Source organism: Hyphomicrobiales bacterium, assembly GCA_039973685.1.
In the GTDB taxonomy this organism is placed as follows: Bacteria; Pseudomonadota; Alphaproteobacteria; order Rhizobiales; family JACESI01; genus JACESI01.
Genome location: JBDWKL010000049.1, coordinates 20271 through 46166, shown reverse-complemented (window position 1 = coordinate 46166; position 25896 = coordinate 20271). Strand labels below are relative to the sequence as shown.

The following is a 25896-nucleotide window of genomic DNA, read 5'->3' as shown; positions in this document are numbered from 1 at the left end:
GCTAAGAAAGCTGCACCAAAGAAAGCCGATGCGAAGCCAGCTGAAAAGCCAGCAGCAAAAGCAGCGCCTAAAGCTGCCGCAGCAGCGGGTGCCGTTGCAGCAGGCGCATTGTTTGCCGCTCAAGATGGTGAGCCAGATGATTTGAAAGAAATTTCAGGTGTTGGACCAGTGCTTGAGAAAAAGCTACATGCACTCGGCATTACAAAATTCGCGCAAGTTGCAGCATTCACTGCTGACGACATTGCAAAAGTAGACGATGCTCTTTCATTCAAAGGCCGCATCGAACGTGACAACTGGCTAGACCAAGCTGCAGAGCTTGCAAAAGCTGCTAAGTAGGAGACTGATAAATGGCTCATAAAAAAGCAGGCGGTTCATCCCGTAACGGTCGCGACTCAGCTGGTCGTCGTCTTGGCATTAAAAAGTTTGGTGGCGAGCTCGTCATTCCAGGCAACATCATTGCGCGTCAACGCGGCACGAAGTGGCATCCAGGCGACAATGTCGGCATGGGCAAAGACCACACAATTTTTGCAAAAGAAACCGGCAACGTCATTTTCCAAAACAAGGCGAATGGTCGCACGTATATTTCTGTGGCACCGCTTATGGAAGCAGCAGAGTAAACACCGGATGAAACAAAATTTCCGGTGGTCTTAACCCCCGGAGATAAAGTCACATTGTGATCCAAAGGGGAGAGAGGCCACCGCCACTCTCCCCTTTTCTTTATCCAAACCAATGGAGATCACGATGGTTGAAATACATGAATATGACGAACAAGGCTTATCCCCCGAACTACGGCAACCAGGCGAAATAAGTCAGGGCGGGGTGGTCAACACAGCTTCAGCCCCGACACATCAGAACAAAGCAGTGAAAACGGCACCTGTCGTGCTCAGCACGAAACGATTGACGTTGCGCGCGCCCCATAAGCGCGATTATGCCGCCATCGTAAAATTTGCCAACAATCCAAATGTCGCCAAAAACCTTGGGCAGATGCCCTCCCCCTATACCCTTGATGATGCAGCCCATTGGGCAGAGGTTCTGGCGAAACCATCAGTCAGACGACAAACATTCGCAGTCACAGATCGCTTTGAGGACAATTTCCTTGGCGGATGCGGATATAGACCATGCGACTTAGACACCGACCGTGTGGTTGTCGGCTATTGGCTGGGCGAACCGTTCTGGGGCAATGGTATTGCCGCCGAAGCAACCCAGGCCATCATTGATTTCGCCTTTAAAAACGAAACTATCAATGCCGTTGCAGCCACGGCACGTTCCAGCAATCACCAATCAAAACGGGTGCTAGAAAAATGCGGTTTCCAGTTCACTCATAGTGGCATGGCCATGTCCCTTGCCGTCAACGGCATGGTCGCCATAGACCATTATCGATTGAACAAGAGCACATGGGAAAGCCTGCATGCATGGGGCGAACGCTAAATCACTTCGTTCAAAATCAAGAGGTTGCCCCTCAATTAAAGGCAGCCTCTTTTCATTCCCTTTGCTATCGTAAAATCACCATGCAGGCGCTTCAAAACGGCATAACCCTGTTGTCGAAATAATACTGAAAATGCCGCTGCGTCAGAATTTGCAGCCTCATCAGTTTTGTTATTGGTGTATCGCCATTGTTAATTGTGAAAAATTGCCTTAGTTTGCCTACTGAATAAAAGCCAGATAACGCAGTTATTATGGCGGGGGGAAAGAGGAAATTGAGAATTGGTCAGCTCTTATAAAGCTTTGACGCTCTTTATCGTTGCTGTGCTCGTAGCAGGGCTTGGGCTATTATACTTCTATTTGGAAGACCAAAAAATCGGCACCCTTACCGTCGATGCAGGTCCACGCGACGGTGAAACTTATTTTTTGATGCAGGAAATTGCAGAAGTTGTTGAACGCAACTCTGAGAAAATGCGACTAAAAGTCGTTTCATCGCCCCCGCTCGTTCAAGGTGAAGCAACCCGCCTCAAAGAGGGCGTCCAACTCACAACGGTCCTTTCCAACACGCCACCAATTCCAAAAACATCACTGATTGCAACGCTGTATGAAGAAGTGTTCCAAATCATCACGCGCACGGATACGGGCATTTACCGCATAAAAGACTTAGACGGCAAACGCCTTGCTCTTCCACCCCATGGCACATCAGAACTCGAATATTTCTGGACGATTGGAGATCACTACGATTTGTTTGTTCAAAATGTTGAGTGGACATCAATGGGTGAAATGGACGCATTGAATGCTCTTTTGAATGACAAAGTCGACGCCCTGTTTTTTGTTGGAACCACCCGTAATCATGCGACGCTCAAATTAATTGAGGAATTTGAACTGCGCGTAAACGCGCCAGATTTGCGAATGTTACCAATAGGTCAAGCACCAGCGATGGGGGTTAAACGCCCTTATATCCAGCCTTTTCACATCGAAAAGGGCACCTTTGACGGATCGCCACCGCTGCCAAGTCGTCGATTAAAAACCGGCGCCGTGCTTCGCTACTTGGTGGCAGAATCAAGCGCCAACCCAGACCATGTATCAGAGCTAACCCGTATCTTGTTTGAAAACCGTTTTGATTTATCGATCCGCTTTCCTCTCGCAAACCGGATTACTCAACCATCACTGGAAAATGGTATTGGCATGCCACTCCATGAAGGCGCAGAGCGTTATTATACGCGTAATGAACCCAGTTTCGTTGTCGAACATGCTGAGCCGCTTGCCTTGCTCGTCACAGTCTTCGCAATGCTCTCTTCCAGTTTATTTGCGTTAAAAACTCGCTTCTCTGCCACGCAGAAAAATCGAGCAGACCATTTCAATAATGAAATATTGCAACTAAGCCACAGCATATCTTCCGCCCAAACCGTTGAAGAATTAAATGCACACAAAGTACTTTTGAAAGAAATGCTCCAACGTGCTGTAAAAGCTTTGGACATTGATAAAGTCTCCGATGAAGGCTTCCAATCCTTTGCTTTTTTATGGCAAACGACAGAGCGTGAACTCGACGACAGAATGAGCCAATTACCCGCTGAAACCGACAATCGCACGCCAAATTCGATAGCAGCAGAGTAACCTCAATAAAACTCAGCACTTGCCGCACCATTGCCGCCGTGATATGGGCAGGCAACTTTATATAGCCTGCCGTCAATTAAATGCGGCTCAGGTGTCATCTCCTCCCAAGGTATAGTCAAAATGGATCTTAGAAACATCGCGATCATCGCGCACGTTGACCATGGTAAAACCACGCTAATCGACGTCCTCCTCAAACAGTCTGGTGTTTATCGCGAAAATGAACGCGTTGAAGAACGCGCCATGGACTCAAACGATCTTGAGCGCGAGCGTGGCATCACTATTCTTGCCAAAGTCACATCCGTGCAATGGCAAGACACCCGCATCAACATCGTAGACACACCAGGTCACGCTGACTTCGGTGGTGAAGTAGAACGCATTCTTCACATGGTCGATGGTGTGGTGCTGCTGGTTGACGCCGCTGAAGGCCCAATGCCGCAAACCAAGTTTGTTCTAGCAAAAGCGCTGAAGCTCGGTCTTCGCCCGATTGTTGTGATCAACAAAATCGATAAACCAGATGGTCGTCCTGACGAAGTGCTCGACGAAGTCTTTGACCTTTTCGCCAATCTTGATGCCAATGAAGAACAACTCGATTTTCACGTGCTTTACGGTTCAGCGAAAAACGGTTGGATGGCAGCAGAGCCAAATGGCTCGCAAGACAGTGTTGGACCACTGCTTGATAAGATTGTTGAGCATGTGCCAGAACCTGTTACCGAAGACGGTGCTTTCCGCATGTTGGCAACAACCATTGAAGCCAATAACTTCCTTGGCCGAATTTTGACAGGCCGTATCGTCTCTGGTTCAGTCAAACCAAACCAAGCGATCAAAGCTTTAAACCGCGACGGTGAAGTTGTTGAAACCGGCCGCGTGACACAAGTGCTTTCTTTCCGTGGTCTTTCACGTGAGCCAGATGCTGAAGGCGGCGTTGCAGGCGACATCGTCTCCATTGCGGGTCTTACAAAGGCAACGGTTGCAGACACGCTGTGTGATGCTTCTGTCGACACACCGATTGAAGCACAGCCAATCGATCCACCAACTCTTTCTATGACTTTCCGCATCAACGACGGCCCACTTGCCGGCAAAGAAGGCGACAAAGTACAAAGTCGCGTTATCCGCGAACGTCTTAACAAAGAAGCTGAGGGCAATGTTGCGATCAAAATCTCTGAAGGTGTCGACAATGATTCCTTTGAAGTTGCTGGTCGTGGTGAATTGCTGCTCGCAATTCTGATTGAGACAATGCGCCGTGAAGGGTTCGAACTAACAGTTGGTCGCCCACGCGTTCTCTTGCAACGCGATGAAAACGACACGTTGATTGAGCCAATCGAAGAAGTCATCATTGACGTTGACGAAGAGCACTCTGGTGCGGTTGTGCAAAAGCTACAAGAACGCCGTGCTGATTTGGTTGAAATGAAGCCATCCGGTGTTGGCCGTACCCGTCTAGTGTTCCACGCTCCAACGCGTGGCCTCATTGGGTATCAGCCTGAATTGCTTTCAGATACACGTGGCACTGCCATCTTCAACCGTGTTTTCCATGAATTTGCGCCATACCGTGGCGACATTGAAATGCGTAAAACAGGCGTGCTGATTTCAAACGGTCAAGGTACATCCGTCCCTTACGCTCTCTTCAACCTAGAAGATCGCGGCCCAATGATGATTGGAACGGGCGTGCCTGTTTATGAAGGCATGATTATCGGCGAGCACACACGCGGCAATGACCTGGAAGTAAACGTGCTTAAAGGCAAGCAGCTTTCTAACGTGCGTTCTTCCGGTAAAGACGAAGCGGTGAAGCTTACCACGCCAATGAAGATGACATTGGAGCGGGCACTTTCTTACATCTCAGATGATGAGTTGGTTGAAGTGACACCACAGTCTATCCGTCTGCGCAAAGCGTACCTGGACCCACATGAGCGCAAGCGTGCGGCAAAAGCCAAGGTCGCACCCGTTTAAGCTAAGCGGTCAATAATGTGATTGAAAAGAAAGCTGGTCTATACGCCCCAAGCGTAGGCCAGCTTTTTTAATGTCTTGTCGCCAAAGGTCTCTGTCGAACGAGCAACAAGAACGCCACCCATTCTCTCATAAAATTCACAAGCGCTTTGGTTTTCAGCAAGCACCCAAAGAACGTTGTTCTTCAAACCGTATTCTGAAAGCGCACGACGTGCATTTTGGAAAAGCTGCTTACCCAATCCAATACCTTGGTATTCAGGACGCATATAAAGTTCGTAGACTTCGCCCTCATAGGGAAGCGTGCGCGCACGATTGATACCGACTGTGGCATATCCTGCAATAACGCCATTAAACTCAATCACGAGAACATGCGTTCCACGCGAAATCGCTCGGTTCCACCATCCATCGCCTCGCCGCGCAATCATTTGCTCTAACTGCGCATGAGGAATAATCCCTCTATAGGCAGCTCGCCATGATTCGAGGTGCACCTGCGCGACCTCGGGTGCTTCTTGTAATTTCGCTCTATGCGTATCTATCGAGACTAATTCCATCCCAAAAGTCTAGCGCAGCCAATTGAGAAGCTAAAGGGTTCTGAGCAAGAAATTTAACTATTCGTTAACAAACGGGCCAACGCCTTCGATAAAACGCCGCGTTATTGTGAATAATTCGCAGCATTAGGGTGAAATATGAAGCCCGTAAGCTGTTGATAAGTCACCTCATTCGAACTTTATTACGGTTCAATCGCGAGTGATTTCTTAGCCAATTTTGCTGTCATCAGGTTGATTTAAGCACCCTTTTAAATCGTCAACACGGATCAACCGCATTCGATTCGACCCCATCCAACATCTATAGATACAGCAAATAACAACCGAAAGTTGCGTGAACTCAATGCGACAATTAGGCAACACACACAAAACAACCACAAACTGCATAAAACCAATGATTGTCTAACAATGGCTAAAATCGTACCCATTAACCAGTTTAATCGGCTATATGGGCTGTCACTTAGCCGCAACGAAATCAAAGTACTTCAAAGTTGAGCGTTTTTGTAGACGTTTTGTTTACCATAAAGAGCAATTGTCTGCTGGAGTTAAATTGGGTGGTCGCTGGGCCAAAACATCATTTCGAAATAGATGGATTGATATGACAATGCATGAGTCACAAGATAAAAACACTAAAATCTCCCGCCGCGTTTTCGCGGGTGGTAGTCTAGCTTCTGTAGCAGCTCTAGCTGGCTGCCAAACAACGACTGCATCAGGCCCTGCAACCTTCGGCTCTCGCCGCTACCATGCATTGGCATACGCCGCGAAACCAAGTGAGCGCTTCCCGCTACCTGCGATCAATCTTGACGGTGTTGACCCTAAGTTTCTTCGCCAGCGCGTTGATTACAAATCAAAGTACCGTCCAGGTACTATTGTTGTCGAACCTAAAAACCACTTCTTGTACTTTATCGAAGCTAACGGCAAAGCTATTCGCTACGGCGTGGGCGTTGGTCGTGCTGGCTTTGCATGGTCTGGTTCTGCCAAAGTTGGCTTCAAACGCCAATGGCCAACATGGACACCACCAGCAGCAATGATCCGTCGTGAACCTGAGCTTCGCAAATGGGCTAAAGGCATGCCGCCAAGCTTGACGAACCCACTTGGTGCGCGCGCGCTCTACATCTACCGTGGTGGCCGCGATACATTGTATCGTCTACATGGCACAAACAATCCAAAGAGTATTGGTAAGTCACTCTCAAGCGGTTGCATCCGTTTGTGGAACCAAGACATTGCTGATCTCTATGAGCGCACAAGCGTTGGCGCCCGCATCGTTGTGAAATCATAATCAGACTTTGCATATAGAATTTAAAAACCCGGCCTTGAGCCGGGTTTTTTGTGTCTGCAATTGAAAGCTTTATAATTCTAGCATTCAAAATTCGTATTAATGCGCTGACCTGAGCGCACCATGCGCTCCAAGCCATACATCTTCGATAAGATCGCGAGCGACGCATCATGTCCCTTTTTGCGTTGTCCTGGATAACCTGTTGGCACAACCTTGTGCGGGAAGTGCTGCATATAAAGAGGAAGATAACGCACACCATTCACCCATGTTTTGCCATCCGACTTTGAAAGGCCGAGATAAAGCAGCATGCTGGTCTTCTTCTCAATTGCCGATTGAGCCGCAATAAAGTTGCCAAGCGAATAGATGATAAAACCTTCACGCCCATCTTTGGTTTGATATTTCTCCCAAGGCTGCGGCACATGGGGGTGCGCACCTAAAATCGCAGTTGCTCCATCATCAAGCCACCGGCGCGCAAAGGAGCGCTGTTTGTCATTTGTCGAGAGGCTATATTCGACACCCCAATGCGGCGTTACGATAACCGCATCTGTGCTGCCTTTAAGCGCTTGAATGGTGCTTGATACGCCATTGCCATAGCACCGGTTCACTTGGCCTCTCGGATCTGGCAGTCCATTTGTATCGCGGGTACAGGAAATCCAAGCAATCTTAAAACCACCACCCGTGGTGATGGTGTGAAATGCCTGACCTTTCTTTTTACGCGTCCCCGTAAAGGCGAGTTTTGCCTTGTTCAACGCGTCAATGGTGCGTTCAACCCCAAGAGGCCCGCGGTCCATAGAATGATTGTTAGCGGTTGAAACGATATCGACGCCACTTGCCTTCATGTCTTTTAAAACGGTTGGGTGCGCATTAAACTTTGGAAAGCCTGAATAGACCTTGCCATCAAATTTACGGCCTGGGTCTCGTGCTTTCTTCCCACCAAGAGCCACCCCTTTTGCCGTTGGGCTTTCAAGATTGCCATACATAACGGCAGGGGCTTTCATAAATGGAATGACATCTGGCCACAGAGCCTTATATCCGCCAGAGCTTTTATAGGCCTTGTCCTGCATCGCAGCATGCAGCAAAAAATCACCAACAGCACCGATAACAATCTGCTTGCCGCCTTTACAAGCGTTTTGAAACTCCAGCGCTTGAACAGGCCCCATCAAACAGGCTGTCACCAAAAGACCACCAAAAATCCGCATAAGCCCTCACAAACGGTCGATATAATCTAGCAACAGAGTTGCAGATTCGCTCAAAGAGACAAGGGGAAAGTCACACAATCAAGTGTTGGGCTTCATCCCATAAGCGACGAGTTAATTCGCTTGCTTGCTCGGCTGAAGCAAGGCCCGCGGATTGACCGGCCCAGGTTTGTAATCTGCCCGCATCATTTTCAGCTGCAGCACGCGCCCGCATTGCAGCTGTGAGGTTTCGCTGAATTGGGTAGGGTGCAGGCGTTGGAGCCGACACATCATTCATCGCCTTCACATAATCGCTCGCCAAGCTGCGCCCTGCTCTACCTGAAAAGGCCCGTGTTACGCAGGTATCTTCTGGCTTGGCATTTTGCAGCCCATCCGCCCACGCGCTATTGAGGTCTGCTTCTGGGGTCAGCAAAAAACCCGTTCCCATTTGAACAGCAGAAGCACCCAAGGTTAAAGCCGCCGCAATGCCGCGTGCATCCGCAATGCCGCCTGTTGCAACCACGGGAATAGCGACGCTATCAACAACAGCTGGCAAGAGCGCAAACAAACCTACCGCTTTATGGATTGCATCCTCTGCATGAAAGGCTCCACGGTGTCCTCCAGCCTCAGCCCCTTGCGCGACGATAACATCAGCACCCGCCGCCTCCGCCGCCATCGCTTCTTCAACTGTTGTAACAGTGGCAAACCAGCGAATGCCTTGCTCTTTCATCTGTCCAACGAAAGCTGGTGGGTAAAGTCCCATAATGGAAGAAATCACCGTTGGCCCTGCCGCCAGCAAAGCATCACACTGCGCATTAAAATTTGGCATGGAACCGTCTGCTGCCTCTGCAGGCACTTCAGGCCCCCAGTTCGCCAAGAAAGTGCGAACCTCTGCTTCGGCTTGCGCATCACGTTTAGGCTCAGGGTCTGGTATCCATAGGTTCATCTGAAACGAACCATTGGTTTTTGACCGTAGCCCGCGTGCCCATTGGGAAATCGCTTGAGGTTCCATCATCAACGCACCACAAGCGCCCATGCCGCCACCACGCGCGACTGCAGCCGCAAGTTCAACAGGGCAAGCACCTGCCATCGGCGCCATCAGTATTGGCACTTCCAAACTATACGCCTCACAAAAATGAGCAACGCGATCTTTGACGGTCATCACAAGTTCCCTCTTGATTCGCATGACAGTAACAAAAAAAGAGGCAAACCGAAGCTTGCCTCTTAAAGTTAGTAGACTGGAGAATCTACAGTTTCGCCGCTGCGAAATGATTATCGCCAAATTGCGAGGCCGTTAGGCCGTAACAAATTGGTTCTCCACAAGGCCGCTAGGCCGCTGCAAACTGGTTCATTGTGTTGTCTTCACCAGCAGCTTTAAGTGCCGCATCACCTGAGAAGTATTCTTTGTGATCATCACCCATATCTGACCCAGCCATATTTTGGTGTTTAACGCAGGCAATACCCTCGCGGATTTCCTTACGTTGAACGCCAGCCACATAACCCAACATGCCTTGGTCACCGAAGTATTCTTTTGCAAGATTATCGGTTGAAAGGGCTGCCGTGTGATAGGTCGGCAATGTGATGAGATGGTGGAAGATGCCTGCTTCACGGGACGAATCTGCTTGGAAGGTACGAATACGTTCATCGGCTTCTTTTGAAAGCTCTGTGTCATCATATTCAACTGCCATCAAGCGCGCACGGTCATAGGCTGACACGTCTTTGCCTGCTTCTGCCCATACATCAAAAACCTGCTGACGGAAATTGAGTGTCCAGTTGAAGCTTGGTGAGTTATTATAAACAAGCTTCGCATTCGGGATCACTTCACGAACCGCATCAACCATGCCTTTGATCTGACCAATATGTGGTTTTTCCGTTTCAATCCAAAGCAGATCAGCACCATTTTGAAGCGATGTAATACTATCAAGCACACAGCGCGCTTCACCCGTGCCTTCACGGAACTGGAATAGGTTTGACGCGAGACGTTTAGGACGCAAAAGCTTCCCATCACGGTTCAAAACAACATCGCCATTCTTCATATTTTCTGGCGCAATTTCTTCACAATCAAGGAATGAATTATACTGGTCACCCAAATCGCCTGGCTCGTGAGAAACAGCGATCTGCTTGGTCAAGCCAGCACCGAGAGAATCCGTGCGGGTCACGATGATGCCGTTATCAACGCCAAGCTCTAAGAAGGCGTAGCGGATTGCGCGAACTTTACCGAGGAAATCCTCATGGGGAACTGTCACTTTACCGTCTTGGTGGCCACACTGTTTTTCGTCTGACACTTGGTTTTCGATCTGCAAGCAACAAGCACCCGCTTCAATCAGCTTTTTAGCCAGAAGATAGGTCGCTTCTGCATTACCAAAGCCAGCATCAATATCCGCGATAATTGGCACAACATGCGTTTGATGATTGTCAATTTGCTGAGTAAGCTCCGCCGTTTTAGCAGCATCCCCTGCTGAGCGTGCCTTATCCAAATCACGGAACATCCCACCCAATTCACGGGCATCTGCTTGACGAAGAAAAGTGTAGAGCTCTTCGATGAGTGCCGGAACAGATGTCTTCTCATGCATTGATTGATCAGGGAGCGGGCCAAATTCGGAACGCAGCGCCGCAATCATCCAACCAGAGAGATAGAGATAAGAACGATCAGTTGTTTCAAAATGCTTCTTGATTGAAATCATCTTTTGCTGACCGATAAACCCATGCCAACAACCAAGAGATTGGGTGTATTTGGATGGATCTGCATCATAGGCATCCATATCACGACGCATAATGTCAGCGGTATAACGAGCAATGTCTAATCCGGTTTTAAAACGGTTTTGCAACCGCATACGCGCAACATTTTCCGCAGTAATGGCACTCCAAGGTGCTCCATTTGATGATATTATTGTTTGTGCAGCATCTATTTCACTTGTGTAACTCATAAGGCATCCTTCCATTTCTTTTGGATGTGTAAAATTTACAAGCCATGACAAATGCAAGCGCGAATTAACGGGGGCCAGCTTGTCACAGCAAGATTAAAATGGAACGTACAGGGTTGATGCGCTTAAAACACTAGTAATTCCGGCTAGTTAGAGGGAATTCGTGTTCAGTTGTTTTGTTCGCACAAATCACGTTTGTGCAATTGTAAATAAATTTACAAAATAAAGGGGCTAGAAAGCAGTCTTCAAGCTTGCGAGGCGTCTGCTTTATTGGTGCTACCCGAAACCTTAGCAATCTCTTCTTTAAGCGCTTCAATCGCGCCTTGAATCTGCTCTCTCGTATGCTCAGCAGTAATGAAAAGCCTCAGCCGCGATTCCTTCATGGGAACAGCTGGATAAATTATCGGCAGCATATTGTAGCCGCGTGAAAGCATCGCTTCACCGACAACAACTGCTTTAATGGCATCACGGATCATGATCGGGATCACTGCGTAGCCTTCACTCACTCCGGTATCAATACCTGCCTCTTTGGCAGCATTGAATGCAAAAGCGCTGATCTCACGAAGCTTTTTAACCCGTTGTGGCTGGGTTTTCATTATTCTCAGAGATTCCATAGCCGCCGCAGCAGCGGGTGCTGACAGCCCAACAGAATAAACAAATCCCGGTGCCTTAAATTTCAATAGTGTGATGAGTTGACGACAGCCCGCGATATATCCACCGCATGAAGCAAGTGTCTTGCTCATCGTACCCATCCAGATATCAACATCACTGAAAGGAACATTTTGCTCTTCCGCAATGCCACGGCCCGTTTCACCCAGAACGCCTAAACTATGAGCCTCATCAACCATAAGCCATGCTTGATAGCGCTTTTTAATTTCAACGAATTCTGCGAGATCAGACGTATCACCATCCATTGAATAGAGGCCTTCAATGACAATCAAAACCCGCGCATACTGATGGCGAGAGCTTTTCAAAATTGTCTCAAGAGCTTCTGGATCATTGTGAGCAAAGTTACGAATAGTGGCGCCTGAGAGCTTAGCGCCCTCTTTCACACTGTTATGCGCCCATGCATCATGCAAGACCAAGTCGCCCGGGCCTAAGAGCGTGGCAATCGTGCTCACATTCGTAGCATGGCCGCTCACATAAGTGATTGCATCATCAGTTTCGTAAACTTCGGCAATTTGTTTTTCAAGATCACGGTGAAACCCGCGTTCGCCAGCAACCACACGACTGGCTGAAACACTTGTTCCATAAACATCAATCGCAGTTTGCGCGGCCTTACCAACACTCTCTAAGTGATTAAGGCCCAAATAGTCATAAGACCCAAAATTAACAACCGCCTGATCATCAATTTCAGAAACAGCACCGGCTCTGCTGTTGTGATCACGGAAATAGGGTGAGCGCATTTGAGTGTGATCAGCAAACAGAGTTTGCAACTGAATTTGCTCATAGTCTGGATGTTTAGAAAAATCCGTTAGCCCCGCGTCAAAATGGGGAAGGCGCTCGCGAACGGGCGCGGCAACAACGCGAGGCGTCATTGTCGTTTTCTTCTTCATTCTTGCGACCAGCTGGTTTTTCAAGTCAGCTGACATTCCACTGCGTGATTTCTTACTCACCACCAATATTCCATCTAAAAGAGCAACACATTTGCATTATTCATCGCGCGATAATTTATCAAATGAACTAATTTCTTGCTCATAAGCACCGTCGTCTAAATATACAGACGCTAATTCACTAGTATGATTTAAACTAATATCTTGTTTTCCAACCAATTTTTCAATTATTTTCGACGAAATATCATCTATAGATACGCCATTCGCTATCGATGCTAATGGAATATCTACCCCTAATTTTTGTTGAGCACTCATTCGCAACTCTACACCCATTAAAGAATCCATTCCTAAATCGGTCAAGGGACGTTTCACATTAATATCTTCTACAGGCGTTCTTAGCACCGCACTGACTTCTTTTGCAAGTAAACCAGATACAAGAGCCCGCGCCTCTGGCATTGTTTTGCCCTCAACCAATGCCGCCAGATCAAAGCTCTCGCTCGCACCTTGCGAAGAAAGACTTGCTCGTCGCTTCATGGTGACATAGCTCGGCGTATCGAGAATTTCCAAGCCACCTTTTGCAATCTCCCAATCCATCGGCGCAACACTTAATACAGCACTCGCCATCGAACCATTATCCATAGCCATCAAACGACTTAATGCATTGAGCGCTTGATCAGCTGTAAATTGCTGGGTTCCCGTTCGCGTAGAAATTGCCTCTTTCACGTCTTCGTTTCGTGCCAAATAGCCCACATCGCTGATCGCGCCCCAACCGACGGCTAGAGCTGGCAGGCCAGCTATACGACGTTGGCGTGCGAGGCCTTCTAAGTAGCCATTCGCCGCGACATAGTTTGCCTGGCCAGGGTTGCCGATGAAAGTGGTGATGGATGAGAACAACACAAATGTATCCAACGGATCATCTCGCGTCAGTTGGTCAACGTTGAATGCACCGCGTACTTTGGGTGTTAAAACATCTGCGACATCAGTATCGCTCATATTGGTAATTAAACCATCGCGCAGCACCATTGCGGCATGAATAATGCCCTTAATAGGCCTGTCAGATCGCAAGCCATCCAGTGCGGCAGAAAGAGCCCCTTTGTCAGCAGCATCACAAGCGATCGGCTGAATGGCGACGCCTTGATTGGCAAAGTCCGCTATAACGGCCGCTTGCTCCTCATTGACCACACCACTTCTACCCATCAACGAGATATGACGAACACCGTGATCAGCAAGCCAACGAGCAACTTCAAGACCAAAACCACCCAAGCCTCCGATGATCACATAATGGCCATCGTTAGAGAGCGCGACGTCTTGTAGCTGGGTTTGAAAACCTAATTCAGTTGGCGACGTCGGTTCGACAACAATTTTACCAATATGCCCTGACTTTTGCATGAGACGGAACGCATCAACAATCTCACGCCCCTCAAAACGTCTATGCGGCAAGGGAGAGAAAACTTCTTCTTCAAACAGTGCCATCAATTCTGCAAAAAGGCGTTTGGCAATTTTGGGCTTTTGCGCAAGAAGTTGGTCCGCATCTATGCCAAAATAACTAATATTACGGCGGAATGGACGCAATCCAATCTTGGTATTGCCGTAATAGTCTCGCTTACCCAATTCAAGGAAGCGGCCAAACGGTTTCAGCAATTCGATACCGCGTTCCATTGCTTCGCCGAACAAAGAGTTCAAGACGCAGTCGATGCCTTCACCTGTCAAGGCCATCACCTGATCGACAAAATCCAGAGAGCGACTGTCGAAAACATGCTCGACACCCAGCGTTCTCAATAGGTCACGCTTCTCATCGGTACCAGCCGTTGCAATGATTTTAGCGCCGCGCCATTGTGCAATTTGAATGGCAGCAAGACCAACACCACCTGCTCCGCCTTGAATCAATACCCACTCATCTTGCTCCAATCGTGCCAGATCGTGAAGCGCATAATAAGCGGTCAAAAAAGCAACCGGAATAGAAGCTGCGGCAACTGGATCAATGCCCTCAGGCAAGGGTACGACACTTAAAGCGTCGAATGTAACATGCGATGAAAAACAAGCTGGACCCAGAGCAAGCACCGGATCACCAATTTTGAAATCAGCGACGCCTTCACCCACAGCGCTAATACGACCCGCACATTCAAAACCTAATGTTGCCCCAGCAAAGCCGTCTTCCAACGCTTCATCGGGCAAAATTCCAAGGGTCCACATAACATCACGGAAATTCAGTCCTGTTGCAGAAACTTCGACTTGCACCTCATTGGTTGACGGCTCCGGCTTCTCGACTAATACCCAGTCTAATTCATCGACACCTGACAAATCTTCAAAGGCTAACGTGCTCATAAGTTGAGATGTGTCTATTTCTTCATTCAACTTTTTGACGGATGGGAAGCCTGTTTGAGCGATCAACTCCATGCAGTAGTCTTGAGAGATGATGGCCTCTGACCAAACGGATCTATGCAACAAATGCTGTGTGAGCAATTTGAGAAAATCGTCTGTTGCAAGAGCCTCATCCATATCCACGGTTTTAACCGCAACATCAGGATATTCATTGCGCACCGTTCTCAAATAGGTCCACAAGCCAGTTTGAACAGGATTTGTTGCGCCTAAATTATAAAGTCCGCGCATCCCGCCGGGAGCCACGACAACGATTTCATCGATACGATCGGAACATCGCTTTAAAAGATCATTTAACCGACAAACATGAGCTTCAAGCTCGGCTTGCGGATCAGATGTCTTTGTAGAACTTGCAAAACCAGTTAGATCAACAACACGAACTGCATCATTGGCCGACAAGGTAACGTCAACAATTTCATCTAAAATTCTGTTGTTTTCGCTATCAAGCGTGAAATACTGGCTGCCTTTTGAACTGGCTAATAGCTCGCCACAATCCTCAGAAAAGGACTTAGAACCAAGGACGACATTAACAAAAGTCTCCGGCGCTTCTTGGCCATCTTTTTCATCACTCTTGTTCATTGAAACAAGATTATCGCGAATATCCACTCGGTTAGATGCATTCGCCTGAACTACAATTCCTGGCAAACTATCGTCATCAGATGAGTAAACAGTAATAGCTCCAAGGCCAAACCCAGATAGGAAATGATCCCATTCTTCAGCAGTCCGTTGCCTTGAAAGAGGGAATTCAGAACTAACTGTTCTGGCAAACCAACCCTCTTCAAAAGAGAACATAACTTCATTCAGATTGGATGGTACGGATTCAGATATAATGAAACGGCCATCTGCGTTCATCTTACGGCAAGCAGCCCGCAACAAACGCTCCAGGTCAGGTTCTATGCTCAATCCATTTGCCGATATGACCAAGTCAAACGGCGCCATATCATCACATTCCAACAAGAACGCATCCACATCCAACACGTCAACCTGAGCAGTGTCAGTGGTCGTAAGTGAGAACAAGCCGTTGGCACGCCGGTTGGAACTGACACAAACCAAACTCCAATTTGTCCCCTCCAACAAAGACAGCAAACGTCGAGATAGGCCACCAGCAGAACTGCCAACCTCTAAAATTCGAACCGGACGATCGTCAGGCAGTTGCTTAATCGCTTCAAGCGCAAAGGCTGAAATAGTATCGATATGATCGACCATTTCAGGACTGGAAGAATAATACTGCTCAAGCGTGGCACCCTCAAAAGCAGAGGCTCCCTCAACGCTCGCGACGCCGTCGCGTTCTACATGGCTTGCAATGTGTGAAAGCATGACACACTCAGCAGCCCAATCTGGGTAGGAACTTATAACCGTACTTAAAATGGCCTGCGCATCAGGAAGCTCAATTTCTTCAGGGATTTGCCATATTCCGGCTTTAGGTCTCGATTCTGCAAATCCGGCATTCTCCAACACAGTTAGAAATGCCCATAATCTCGTTTCATCATCGGGGCTAAGTTTCCCGCGTTCTAGTAACGATTGAAAGGATAGTTTTCCATTATCAGCCAAAGCAAAAGCAGCATCAAAGGCAATCCGTTGCGCGGCAGCTTCAAGCAGCAAACGCGGTTCACTTCCAATCCATTCACCATCTAAAAAGTTATCACCCAGTGGTGCAATTGGTGCAATTTTGGTTTGAGGCCCTTGCACAACGCTCCACTCTGTTGGATGCGGATGGCGGCGCTCAGAAAAATGATAGGTATACTGCGCGAGTTTTTGGCGCTTAACCAACGATGCCGCTCTAAAGCGAGCGTCTTGCAACGAGGCGATCAAAACACCATCAGCGTTATAAAGCTTGAAATCTGCGGCAATGCTTCGCGTGGTGAAGCTGTTTATCGCAATCCGAGCGAAAGCGGCACGTTCATAAGCCTTGAAAAGGCGTAGCTTGCCAAACCTGATCGGAATATAGCCACGCTTAATTTCTTTGTCTTCAAGCTCTTGATACAGCGCTACCAAACCGTGGAATGCAACATCCAAATCAGTCGGATTAAGCAGCAAATTTAAACCATAAGGACCTAATTCAGCCCCTTCTTCCGCGGCTGAAAATGATACTGAGATCGTATCATCATCCTCAAAATAAACGGCATCGGCGCGCTCAAAGGTTGGCCCGTAATCAAGTCCATATGTCTTTGCCAACGGATATAAAGTGTCAGCTTCAGCTAAAATCGTCCCGCTTGGCGGCGTTGAAATTTCTTCAATTTCAAATTCAGCACTCGGTATTTTAGCAATCCGAGCACTCGTATTTAGCGCCCATTCATCCTCAGAAAGTCGCGAGCGTGAATAGATACGTACACTTGAGCTGTCTGGCGATATCTCAGTATGGGTTTCCATAAGCTGATCATCAGAAAGCTCTATCGCACGCATGATGTCCATGTCGCGAATTTCGATCTTATCTGTCTCAAAATATTCCGAGGCAGCCGCCAACATCATCTCAACATAACCAGCACCCGGCACAATGATCTTGCCATCAACTTTATGATCGCGAAACATCGGGATGTTATGGCCGTCAATGTGGTTACGCCAATACGGGGCATCCGCATGAGGAGAGAAACCAAGTAGGCAATGATAATTGTCAAAACCACTACTTCTTGCGAGAGACTCGCTGGAATCATCTGCACGGAAACTACGTTTTTGCCACGGATATTTCGGCAGCTCTAAATGCGCAACATCGCTCATATCAAGTTTAGGACGCGTCGCCCCAGCAGCAAACGCTGATAGAGCAGCAAGTTCGAGGTGTCTGCCATCGTCAGACGTTCTCTCAGCTGCAATCACATTTCTGGTAATCGGCTGCTTCAACGTTTCAAGAGCTGAAATTGTTTCAGATTGTTCACGCAAGGTCTCATTCAAATTAGAACGGAATAAAGAACGCGGTCCAACTTCAATAAAAATGCGGCACCCAAGGTCAAAAGCCGCTTCGCTGGCACTTTGAAACAACACAGGTTTGCGTATGTTCTGCCACCAATAATCAGGATCCAAAGTCGCAGCATCTAACGCCTTACCAGTCACTGTAGAGACATAGATATGGTCGCTCTTTGTAGGCGTCAAACCATCGAGCTTCTTTAAGATCCCGCTCTCAATCGAGTCCATCAGCGGGCTATGGAATCCATAATCAAGATCAAGCACTTTCGCTGGCAACTCTTTGCTTTTGATGGTGCGGGCAAACATTTCAATAGCTTCTTGTGAACCAGAAACCGTAATCGCATTAGGTCCATTGATTGCAGCAACCTCAATAAGGAGACCCTTGCTTCGGATATCTGCCAAAATTGGAGCAGCGTCTTCCACCGAAATTCCGCCAGCAGCCATTTTGCCTTGGCCACGGGTTGTTTCTTGCATTTGAGAGCGAGCGTGGATCACTTGAATACCCTGTTCAAGCGTCAAACCACCTGCACATGTGGCAGCGGCGACTTCACCCACTGAGTGCCCGTAACTAACTTTCGGGGAAAGCCCAAGCTTAGAGAGACATGCAACAATTGCCATTTGAAGAACGAATAACAATGGCTGCGCAATGGCAGTAGATTCCAGCTTTTCACCAAGGTCTTTGGCCGTCAGCATTTCAGAAGCTGACCAACCAAAAACTGGCTCAGCAATCACGCTTATGCGGTCAAAATGCTGACGAAAAGCAGAATTGTTGTCATATTCCGCACGCCCCATCCCTGCAAACTGAGCACCATTGCCAGTAAAGACAAAAGCGACTTCACGATTTTCCTGCTCGGCCTTGCCAGAAGCAAGACTTGCACTCTGTGTCACAACATTTAGGTCATCGCCTGCTGAAAACGCTGATAGCGCCTCGCCAATCGCGGCAGGCGAGCTGCCGCGCACCGCGACCATATTTGGCAAATGGGCCCGTTGACGCTCAATATTTTGCGCTAAGACATCGATATTTGAATCTGGGTGATCGCCCAAGTAGGCGGCATAACGGCTGGCCAATGAACGCAATGCTACATCACCATGAGCACTGAGCGTTAGAAGCCCACCTTTTTGCTCAGTCGCTGAAACAACGTCTGCCCGCTCAACATCACGAATGATAGCATGAGCATTTGTTCCACCGAAACCAAATGTACTTACACCTGCATAAAGCGGCTCTTTGGACTTACGAAGTGGTGTGTTTTTCGTGTTGACCTCAATATTGAGGTCTGCAAAAGGAATATCAGGGTTCGGCGTTTCAAAATGCAACGAAGCGGGCAGCACGCCCATTTCGAAGGCCGCAATCGCCTTAAGCAGGCCAGCAATACCCGCCCCAGGCTCCAAATGGCCAATGTTTGATTTAACCGAACCAATGAGAAGAGGTTCATCGCGGTGTTTGGCAATTTGCTGGCCAATCGCGGTTGCTTCTGCTGGATCACCAACACGGGTTCCCGTTCCGTGCGCCTCAACAAAAGCCAAATCATTCGGATCAATCTTAGCCTCACTGTACAACTTTGCGAGCAAAGCACCTTGAGTTTTCTCAGAAGGCAGTGACACCCCAACCGTTTTACCATCACTGTTGATGCCAGCAGCAATGATCTCGGCACGCATTCGCGGCATTTTTACAGCTGATGAGGCCACATCTTGTCGTTGCAAAACCACAGCGGCCGCACCTTCAGCCCGCACATATCCCGCGCCATCCGCATCAAATGCTCGACATAGACCTTGATGAGACAACATACCTGCGGCACAAAATCCACCAAAAGCAAAAGGACTAAGAAGCGCATTTACGCCGCCAACAATTGCCGTATCAATCTCACCTGATCGCAACGCCTCAACAGCACTATCCAAGGCGACAAGAGAAGACGAACAAGCCGTATCAACGGTAAAGCTTGGTCCTTGAAGGTCAAAAATATAAGAAATACGGTTTGAGACCAATGATAACGTATTACCCGTCATCAAATAAGGGTCGACGGTTGCCGGATCAAATAGGAAGTGATCTCTATAATCCGTCGAAGCAGCCCCTACATAAACGCCAACTTTATGACCAGCCAGCTGCGTATGAGCGATACCAGCGTCTTCAATAGCTTCCCAAACAACTTCCAAAATCAATCGTTGCTGCGGGTCCATTTGCGTTGCTTCGCGGGGCGAAATGCCGAAAGGAGCAGGATCAAAATCCCAAATATCATCAATCACGCCCGCTGCAAAAGTGTAGGCCTTGCCTGCTCGACCTGCTTTTGGGTGCCACCAGCGCGCTTTCACAAAACGGTCATCTGGGATCTCACTGACTGCACAGACACCATTCAGCAAAAGGTCTTTAAATTCAGTATAATTAGCGGATCCAGGCAGCCGACAGCCCACGCCCATGACGCCAATTTTTACGGCAGAATTAGGATCGCTTGAACCAAGCATTTCATCACCCTTAGGTTTGCAAGTCACTAAACTATTGTCCCAAACTATTCATAATTGGCGAGCGATAAAACGATGTTATAAAACTAGCGTCGAGTTTGAGCAACCGATACCCAAAAAAATCAAGCACAACAAGCCACAAAGCCTACTATTTGAGTATATATTATCAATTGATTCACCTTAAATGAAATTATGTAAACGAGCTGACACAACAGTTTAAGCAATATTAGACCAATGTGTTAAACTGGACACACTTCATTAATTAAGCGGAACAAAACGCACGTCGAACTTGTATGTTGCTTCTCCGTTTGGTAGTCCTCAGTTTAAAGAGTCTCCTAAAGTTTATGGAACTCAACAAGCGACTGGTATTGTACGATTTTGAAACACTTACTCTTCATTTTTATGGTCATAAGTTTGGCAGCTTGTGGATCAATTCCTGGCTCAGGACCAACTGCTGGTAAAATCAAAGGTCAAGCTGAAATCGACGGCGTGGCTAATTACATGCTGGTTGAATTGAATAATCCAACTGTAAATATACTCAGTGCTTATACATCCAAAGCTCTCGCAGAACGGTTTGCTTCAAAGCATACTCATAACCATCGACAAACAATCGGCGTTGGTGACGTGCTTAACATCACTGTATTTGAATCTGGCGATGGTGGCCTGTTTAGCAGTAGCGAAGGGTCTCGATCAGCCAACTTCCCAGCCATTCAAGTTTCTGAAAATGGCCAGATTTCATTGCCATATGCTGGCGTTATCAACGTAGATGGCGACACTGCTTTGCGCGTTCAAAACAAAATTGTGGCACGCTTACGTGGACAAGCTATTGAACCACAAGTTTTAGTCGCAGTCGCAAGCAACAATTCCAACGCAGTCATCGTCGGCGGTGATGTTAACACTCCTGGCCGCATTCCTCTCCAGTTGGGCGAAACGACACTTTTAGACGTTGTTACCCTTGCTGGTGGATCAACCGGTCCAACGCGTGAGACATTCGTCACCTTTATTCGCGGCAAAACCAAAGGCCGTCAGCTCCTGCATACCATTATCGACGCCAAAGGTGAGAATATCAAAGTCAACGCAGGTGATCGGATCATTCTTCGTCATGAGCCTGAAGCATTCCTTGTGCTTGGTGCCGTAAATAGCCCAGGCAACTATCCAATGTTGTCGACACAAACCAATTTACTAGAAGCTGTTGCGTCAGCAAGAGGCTTCCAAAACGAACGCGCGAACAAGCGAGGCATGTTCGTTTTCCGCCAAGAACCACGGCACGTCGCTGAACAGCTTGGGACAATTCCAGCTGACCTTACAGGCTCAACCGTCCCAGTGGTTTACCAATTGAAGGTATCAGATCCTGTATCTTACTTTGTTGCGAAGGAATTCATTGTACGCAACAAGGACGCCATCTTTACGGCAGATTCAAACTTCGTAAATATCCGTAAGTTCCTGCAATTGCTCTCAACCGTAACGGCTCCTGGCATCCAATCGATCAACACAGGCGTAAGATTGGCTGACTAATCAAAATTGACCGTTTAATCACCCTTGATCGTAAATCGCTGAGTTTCAGCGATTTTTGAGCGAGCCCATGCCGGTAGAAATTGGGCAAGCCATGTCCCCCAATTAAGGGGCCATGGAAAGCTTATATGAGACTTTCCCGCGGCAACCTTTGCAACAATCAATTCAGCAGCCTTATCAGCAGATACAATCATAGGTAATGACCCATCATGGCCGTTTGTCATGTCAGTCTCGATATGACCGGGCTGAACATCGGTGATTTTTATCCCATCACGGCCCAACTTCTGCCTAAGGCTTTCCGCATAAGCAGACAGCCCCGCCTTCGACGCGCTATAGGCCGCAGCATCGGCCAACGGAAATGTTGCCGCTAAAGATGAAATGAAGACGATATGCCCTGTGCCTCGCCCACGCATAGCGCTTACAGTTATATTTGCTAAGGCAATTGCGGAACGTAAATTTACATCAATAACCGCAAGCTCGCTATCAAGCTCTTCTATTGCATTGATAGACCTTGCCCCATCGAACAGGCCTGCGTTGACATAAACCACGTCAATCACCCCCGCATCGCGCACTGCCTGCTGGATCGCATTGATATCGATAAGATCTATTGCCAATACCTCGACAATGGCCCCTTTGGCTCTACAAAGCACCTCAACCTCGGTCAAGGCTTCTTCGTTGCGCGCCCATAAAAGAAGCCGGGTATCCGCTCTCGCCAGCCTAACAGCTAAAGCTTTACCAAGACCACGGCTTGCACCTGTAATGAGTATGGTTTGCTGCACAATTCCTACCAAAGTTGCTGATCACTTAAAACAACGTCATTATAAGGCAACAACAACCAAAATGACTCGAATAAATTCTATCTATTTTTTCAACCGATGCCACAAAACAAACAATTTACAGCAACATGAAATCATCCGTGGTACATCACGTTAATCGAATGGATTCGCATAATTTTCGCCGTTGAAGCAAACGGCGAATAAAACATTGTACAACGAGGAAACATTGGCTCGGACTTTCTCTCTCTTAAATTCCATCATGATGGTAGCGCTTGTTTTATTCTTAGCGTTTCAACCAACCGTAATATTAGCACAATCGGCAGATCAAGAACTGCCCCCAAGTGTCAACCATGATCAATTGATACAAGGCTGGCGAGCGCAGCTCGATCAAATCAGCAGTGCTATAAAACGAGAAGGAATATCTGATGATGAATTACTCGGTTTCAAAAAAGACATCAGCGAAATCACAGACGGCGCGCAAAACCTTTCCGATGAACTGACGCCCGAAATTGAAAGTCTTACCAGCCGCCTTGAAAAGCTGAACCTTGCAGCCAACGCCACGCTAGTAACATCAACCGATGCTAAAGACGAAGAACAAGAAGCCACTGAAACCGAGGCATCTGAAGAAGCTGCACAACCAAGCACAACAGAAACCCCAGCAGCTTCAACGATCATTGAGCAACCATCTGCCGCTGCTGAACTCTCAGATTCTGAAATCGCACTCAACACAGAAAAGGCTGAGCTTGAAAGCCTTATTCTACAAATGAATGCACAGCTTGGCCGTACACAAGTCATTTTACTCCGTGTTGATGAAATCTCTGAAAGCATCAATGATTTGAGACGAAGCAAATTTACAAACGAGCTGTTTCACACCTCCCCACTTTTGATCTCACCAACATTGTGGGTACAAGCGATTTCAGACACGCCTAATCTCATCACGGGACTGGCCACAATATTGTTAAGCGGCTTAAGCCGCGTATGGGCAGAGATTCCATTCTTATTTCTTGGCTCTATCTTGCTTGGAGCTTTGCTATCTTACGGGTTACTGCACCACTTCAAACTCCTGCAACTCACAGAACGTGGCGACCCCCAAAACGACACCAGAAACAGAGGTGTTGGGTATGGGCAAGGGATCAATGCTCTCTTGCGGATTATCCGAAGCCTCACACTCATTGTCCTAACACCAGGCTTAGTATTGCTGACAATCACGCAGGCCGGTGTCGTTGCAGAACGGCTAGCAGATCTTTTATGGACATTGTTTGCAAGTGTTGCTTATTTCGCCCTCGCGCGCGGCCTCAGCCTTGCCATTTTCTCTCCTAAAAAGCCGGAATTAAGACTGACAAACATCGACGACACCAGAGCTGTAAACCTCCATAAAACGGCAATGGTTAGCCTGACAATTGCCCTCATTGGCTTCACCCTCTACGAATTTGCAAAAATTCTTGTGGCCTCAGATGGCATTGTCGTTTTCACCTTGGGATTAACCTCTGCATTATTTGGCGCCTCAGCCCTGCTGAAATACGCCATGCGCGAAAAATCAGATGACCCTGACCAACAATTTATTCCCAATGTGTTGGTGTTGAAGGTACTGGGTATTTTTGTCTTTATAAGTTTGGTTATTGCGCTCATTGCGCCAATTTTAGGGTTCCCTAATTTGGGTGCATTCGCTGTCAATCAAACCATATTGGCAGGGATCATTTCCGCGATAATTTATATCGTTTTTCGCTTCATCGATGCCTTACTCGGTGTGGAAGTCGATCCAACAACTGGCGGCGTGCCAATCATCACCTCGAGCAATAAGCGTAGTCAGCGTCGTGCACAGGCGAAATTGCTGTTTTCGGGCTTTGCAAAAGTCTTGTTTACACTATTAGGTGTCATCGTTTTTGCAGCCTCTTGGGGGCTAGATACGTCCAGCATTTGGAGTGATATTGGGCGGCTGTTTAAAGAGGTCAAAATTGGTGAACTCATCATTTCTCCCGCGACCATTTTAACAGCTCTTCTCTTTTTAGTGCTCGGCATCCTCACAACCCGCGCGCTACAACGCTGGTTTGCCAATCGCTTTTTACCAACCACAAACCTAGATGTCGGCTTAAGAAACTCGATCACAACTGCAATTGGATATATTGGCTTTATCATCTCCGCAATGATTGCCTTTTCACAAGCTGGGCTTGATTTAAGCAATCTTGCAATTGTTGCCGGTGCGCTTTCTCTGGGTATTGGTTTTGGCCTTCAAAGTATCGTCAGCAATTTTGTCTCTGGCATCATTTTGTTAGCAGAACGACCAATCAAAGCTGGCGACTGGATTTCTGTTGGTGGCTCAGAAGGAACAGTGAAAAAGATCAGCGTGCGTTCAACCGAGATTGAAACCTTTGACCGCGCCACCGTGATCATGCCGAACGCAGATTTTATTTCCGGTTCGGTGAAAAACTTCATGTATGGCAATACAATTGGCCGTTTCATCGTCAATGTAGGGGTTGCATATGACAGTGACCCAAATCACGTCAAAGATATCCTGCTTGAATGCGCCAAAAACCATCCATTGGTGCTGGCTTATCCAGAATCCTACGTGATCTTCAGTGATTTTGGTGCGAGTTCATTGGATTTCGAACTCAGAGGCTATCTTTCCGATTGTGGAAATGGACTCTCAGTACGCAGTGACCTTCGATTTGCCATTTTTCAAAGGTTAAAAGAAGAAGGCATCGAAATACCGTTCCCGCAACAAGATGTGTATGTCAAAAACCTTGGTGACAATAGCCAAGCAACAAAATCAAATGCTAAGCCTACTGAGACAACAAAGAGCAACGCACCAATACCAGCATCGAGGCCAGAACCTGTTACGATGCGCCGTGATGAGATTGAAGATTCAGGAGATGCAGATGGAAGATAAACAACCAACGGGCCAATGGGTTCGTGGCAGTTTATTGATTGGAACGCTTGCTGCTGTTCTTGCAAGTTGCGCGGAAGCACCACAACCAGCAGCACCAACCCGCCCTGCATTTTATAACAATCTGGAGTTGCCAACCTCAAGACTGGATGTTCAAGATGCTGTCCAGGTCATTTCCACCTATCGCGTTAGCAATGGGCTCGCGCCGGTAATTGTCGATCCTGAATTGGTAATTCTAGCCCAAAACCACGCCAACGCCCAAGCCCGCGCCAATAAGGTCGGCCATGAAGTTGGCGGTACATTTGCAGGCCGGGTAAAAACTCTAAACAGCAAACGCTCTGTATCCGTTGAAAATGTCAGTGCTGGTTATCGCAGTTTCGCCGAAGCCTTTTCAGGATGGCGGGATTCAAAGCGTCATAACGCAAATCTGCTGAACAAAAACGTGCGTCGCTTCGGCATTGCAAAAGCCGTCAATTCAAACAGCAAGTTTAAAGTTTTTTGGACATTGGTTATGACCGGTGATCCAATCAAATAACAGCA

General features: G+C 47.7%; 16 protein-coding genes. 9 read left to right on the top strand and 7 right to left on the bottom strand.

Features of this window, described 5'->3' with window-relative positions; all coding sequences use genetic code 11:
• From ABJO30_13890 to typA, 5 genes are all read left to right on the top strand, one after another.
• The coding region (locus ABJO30_13890; GenBank protein ID MEP3233913.1) for a hypothetical protein at positions 1-336 on the top strand (336 nt) is incomplete at its 5' end.
• An 11-nt stretch (positions 337-347) separates the two neighbouring features.
• Positions 348-617, top strand: coding sequence for a 50S ribosomal protein L27 (gene rpmA, locus ABJO30_13885; protein ID MEP3233912.1), 270 nt, complete (start codon positions 348-350; stop codon positions 615-617).
• A 124-nt stretch (positions 618-741) separates the two neighbouring features.
• Positions 742-1428: a GNAT family N-acetyltransferase gene (locus ABJO30_13880; protein ID MEP3233911.1), complete on the top strand. Its 687-nt coding sequence runs from the start codon at positions 742-744 to the stop codon at positions 1426-1428.
• Positions 1429-1704: 276 nt separating this feature from the next.
• On the top strand, positions 1705-3039 hold the full coding sequence (locus ABJO30_13875) for a TAXI family TRAP transporter solute-binding subunit (protein MEP3233910.1): 1335 nt from the start codon (positions 1705-1707) through the stop codon (positions 3037-3039).
• Positions 3040-3159: 120 nt separating this feature from the next.
• Complete coding sequence (gene typA / locus ABJO30_13870; GenBank protein MEP3233909.1) at positions 3160-4983, top strand: translational GTPase TypA; 1824 nt, start codon at positions 3160-3162, stop codon at positions 4981-4983.
• Positions 4984-5021: 38 nt separating this feature from the next.
• Here the strand turns inward: typA and ABJO30_13865 are convergent, their stop codons facing one another.
• Positions 5022-5531, bottom strand: coding sequence for a GNAT family N-acetyltransferase (locus ABJO30_13865; protein MEP3233908.1), 510 nt, complete (start codon positions 5529-5531; stop codon positions 5022-5024).
• A 598-nt stretch (positions 5532-6129) separates the two neighbouring features.
• Here ABJO30_13865 and ABJO30_13860 point away from each other — a divergent pair.
• Positions 6130-6804 (top strand): L,D-transpeptidase, encoded by a 675-nt coding sequence (locus tag ABJO30_13860; protein MEP3233907.1) that lies wholly within the window; start codon positions 6130-6132, stop codon positions 6802-6804.
• Between the two features lie 77 nt (positions 6805-6881).
• Here the strand turns inward: ABJO30_13860 and ABJO30_13855 are convergent, their stop codons facing one another.
• The 5 genes from ABJO30_13855 to ABJO30_13835 form a co-directional block, all read right to left on the bottom strand.
• On the bottom strand, positions 6882-8000 hold the full coding sequence (locus ABJO30_13855) for a CapA family protein (GenBank protein ID MEP3233906.1): 1119 nt from the start codon (positions 7998-8000) through the stop codon (positions 6882-6884).
• A gap of 70 nt (positions 8001-8070) precedes the next feature.
• Complete coding sequence (locus ABJO30_13850) at positions 8071-9138, bottom strand: nitronate monooxygenase (protein MEP3233905.1); 1068 nt, start codon at positions 9136-9138, stop codon at positions 8071-8073.
• Between the two features lie 166 nt (positions 9139-9304).
• Positions 9305-10903 carry an isocitrate lyase gene (locus ABJO30_13845; GenBank protein MEP3233904.1) on the bottom strand — a complete coding sequence of 533 codons (1599 nt, stop codon included), beginning with the start codon at positions 10901-10903 and terminating at the stop codon, positions 9305-9307.
• A gap of 242 nt (positions 10904-11145) precedes the next feature.
• Positions 11146-12516: an aminotransferase class I/II-fold pyridoxal phosphate-dependent enzyme gene (locus ABJO30_13840; GenBank protein MEP3233903.1), complete on the bottom strand. Its 1371-nt coding sequence runs from the start codon at positions 12514-12516 to the stop codon at positions 11146-11148.
• A 36-nt stretch (positions 12517-12552) separates the two neighbouring features.
• Complete coding sequence (locus ABJO30_13835) at positions 12553-20214, bottom strand: type I polyketide synthase (GenBank protein MEP3233902.1); 7662 nt, start codon at positions 20212-20214, stop codon at positions 12553-12555.
• A gap of 384 nt (positions 20215-20598) precedes the next feature.
• Here ABJO30_13835 and ABJO30_13830 point away from each other — a divergent pair, with 384 nt between their 5' ends.
• Positions 20599-21699: a polysaccharide biosynthesis/export family protein gene (locus tag ABJO30_13830; protein ID MEP3233901.1), complete on the top strand. Its 1101-nt coding sequence runs from the start codon at positions 20599-20601 to the stop codon at positions 21697-21699.
• A gap of 14 nt (positions 21700-21713) precedes the next feature.
• On the opposite strand, the gene ABJO30_13825 is transcribed toward ABJO30_13830, so the two are convergent.
• A complete protein-coding gene (locus tag ABJO30_13825) occupies positions 21714-22475 on the bottom strand; it encodes an SDR family NAD(P)-dependent oxidoreductase (protein ID MEP3233900.1) in 762 nt (253 codons plus the stop codon).
• A 223-nt stretch (positions 22476-22698) separates the two neighbouring features.
• On the opposite strand from ABJO30_13825, the gene ABJO30_13820 reads away from it, so the two are divergent.
• Both ABJO30_13820 and ABJO30_13815 read left to right on the top strand, forming a co-directional pair.
• Entirely contained in the window at positions 22699-25359 is a 2661-nt protein-coding gene (locus ABJO30_13820) for a DUF3772 domain-containing protein (GenBank protein MEP3233899.1), read from the top strand.
• On the top strand, positions 25349-25891 hold the full coding sequence (locus ABJO30_13815) for a CAP domain-containing protein (GenBank protein MEP3233898.1): 543 nt from the start codon (positions 25349-25351) through the stop codon (positions 25889-25891). The genes ABJO30_13820 and ABJO30_13815 overlap by 11 nt, the downstream gene beginning before the upstream one ends.
• Positions 25892-25896: the final 5 nt, after the last annotated feature.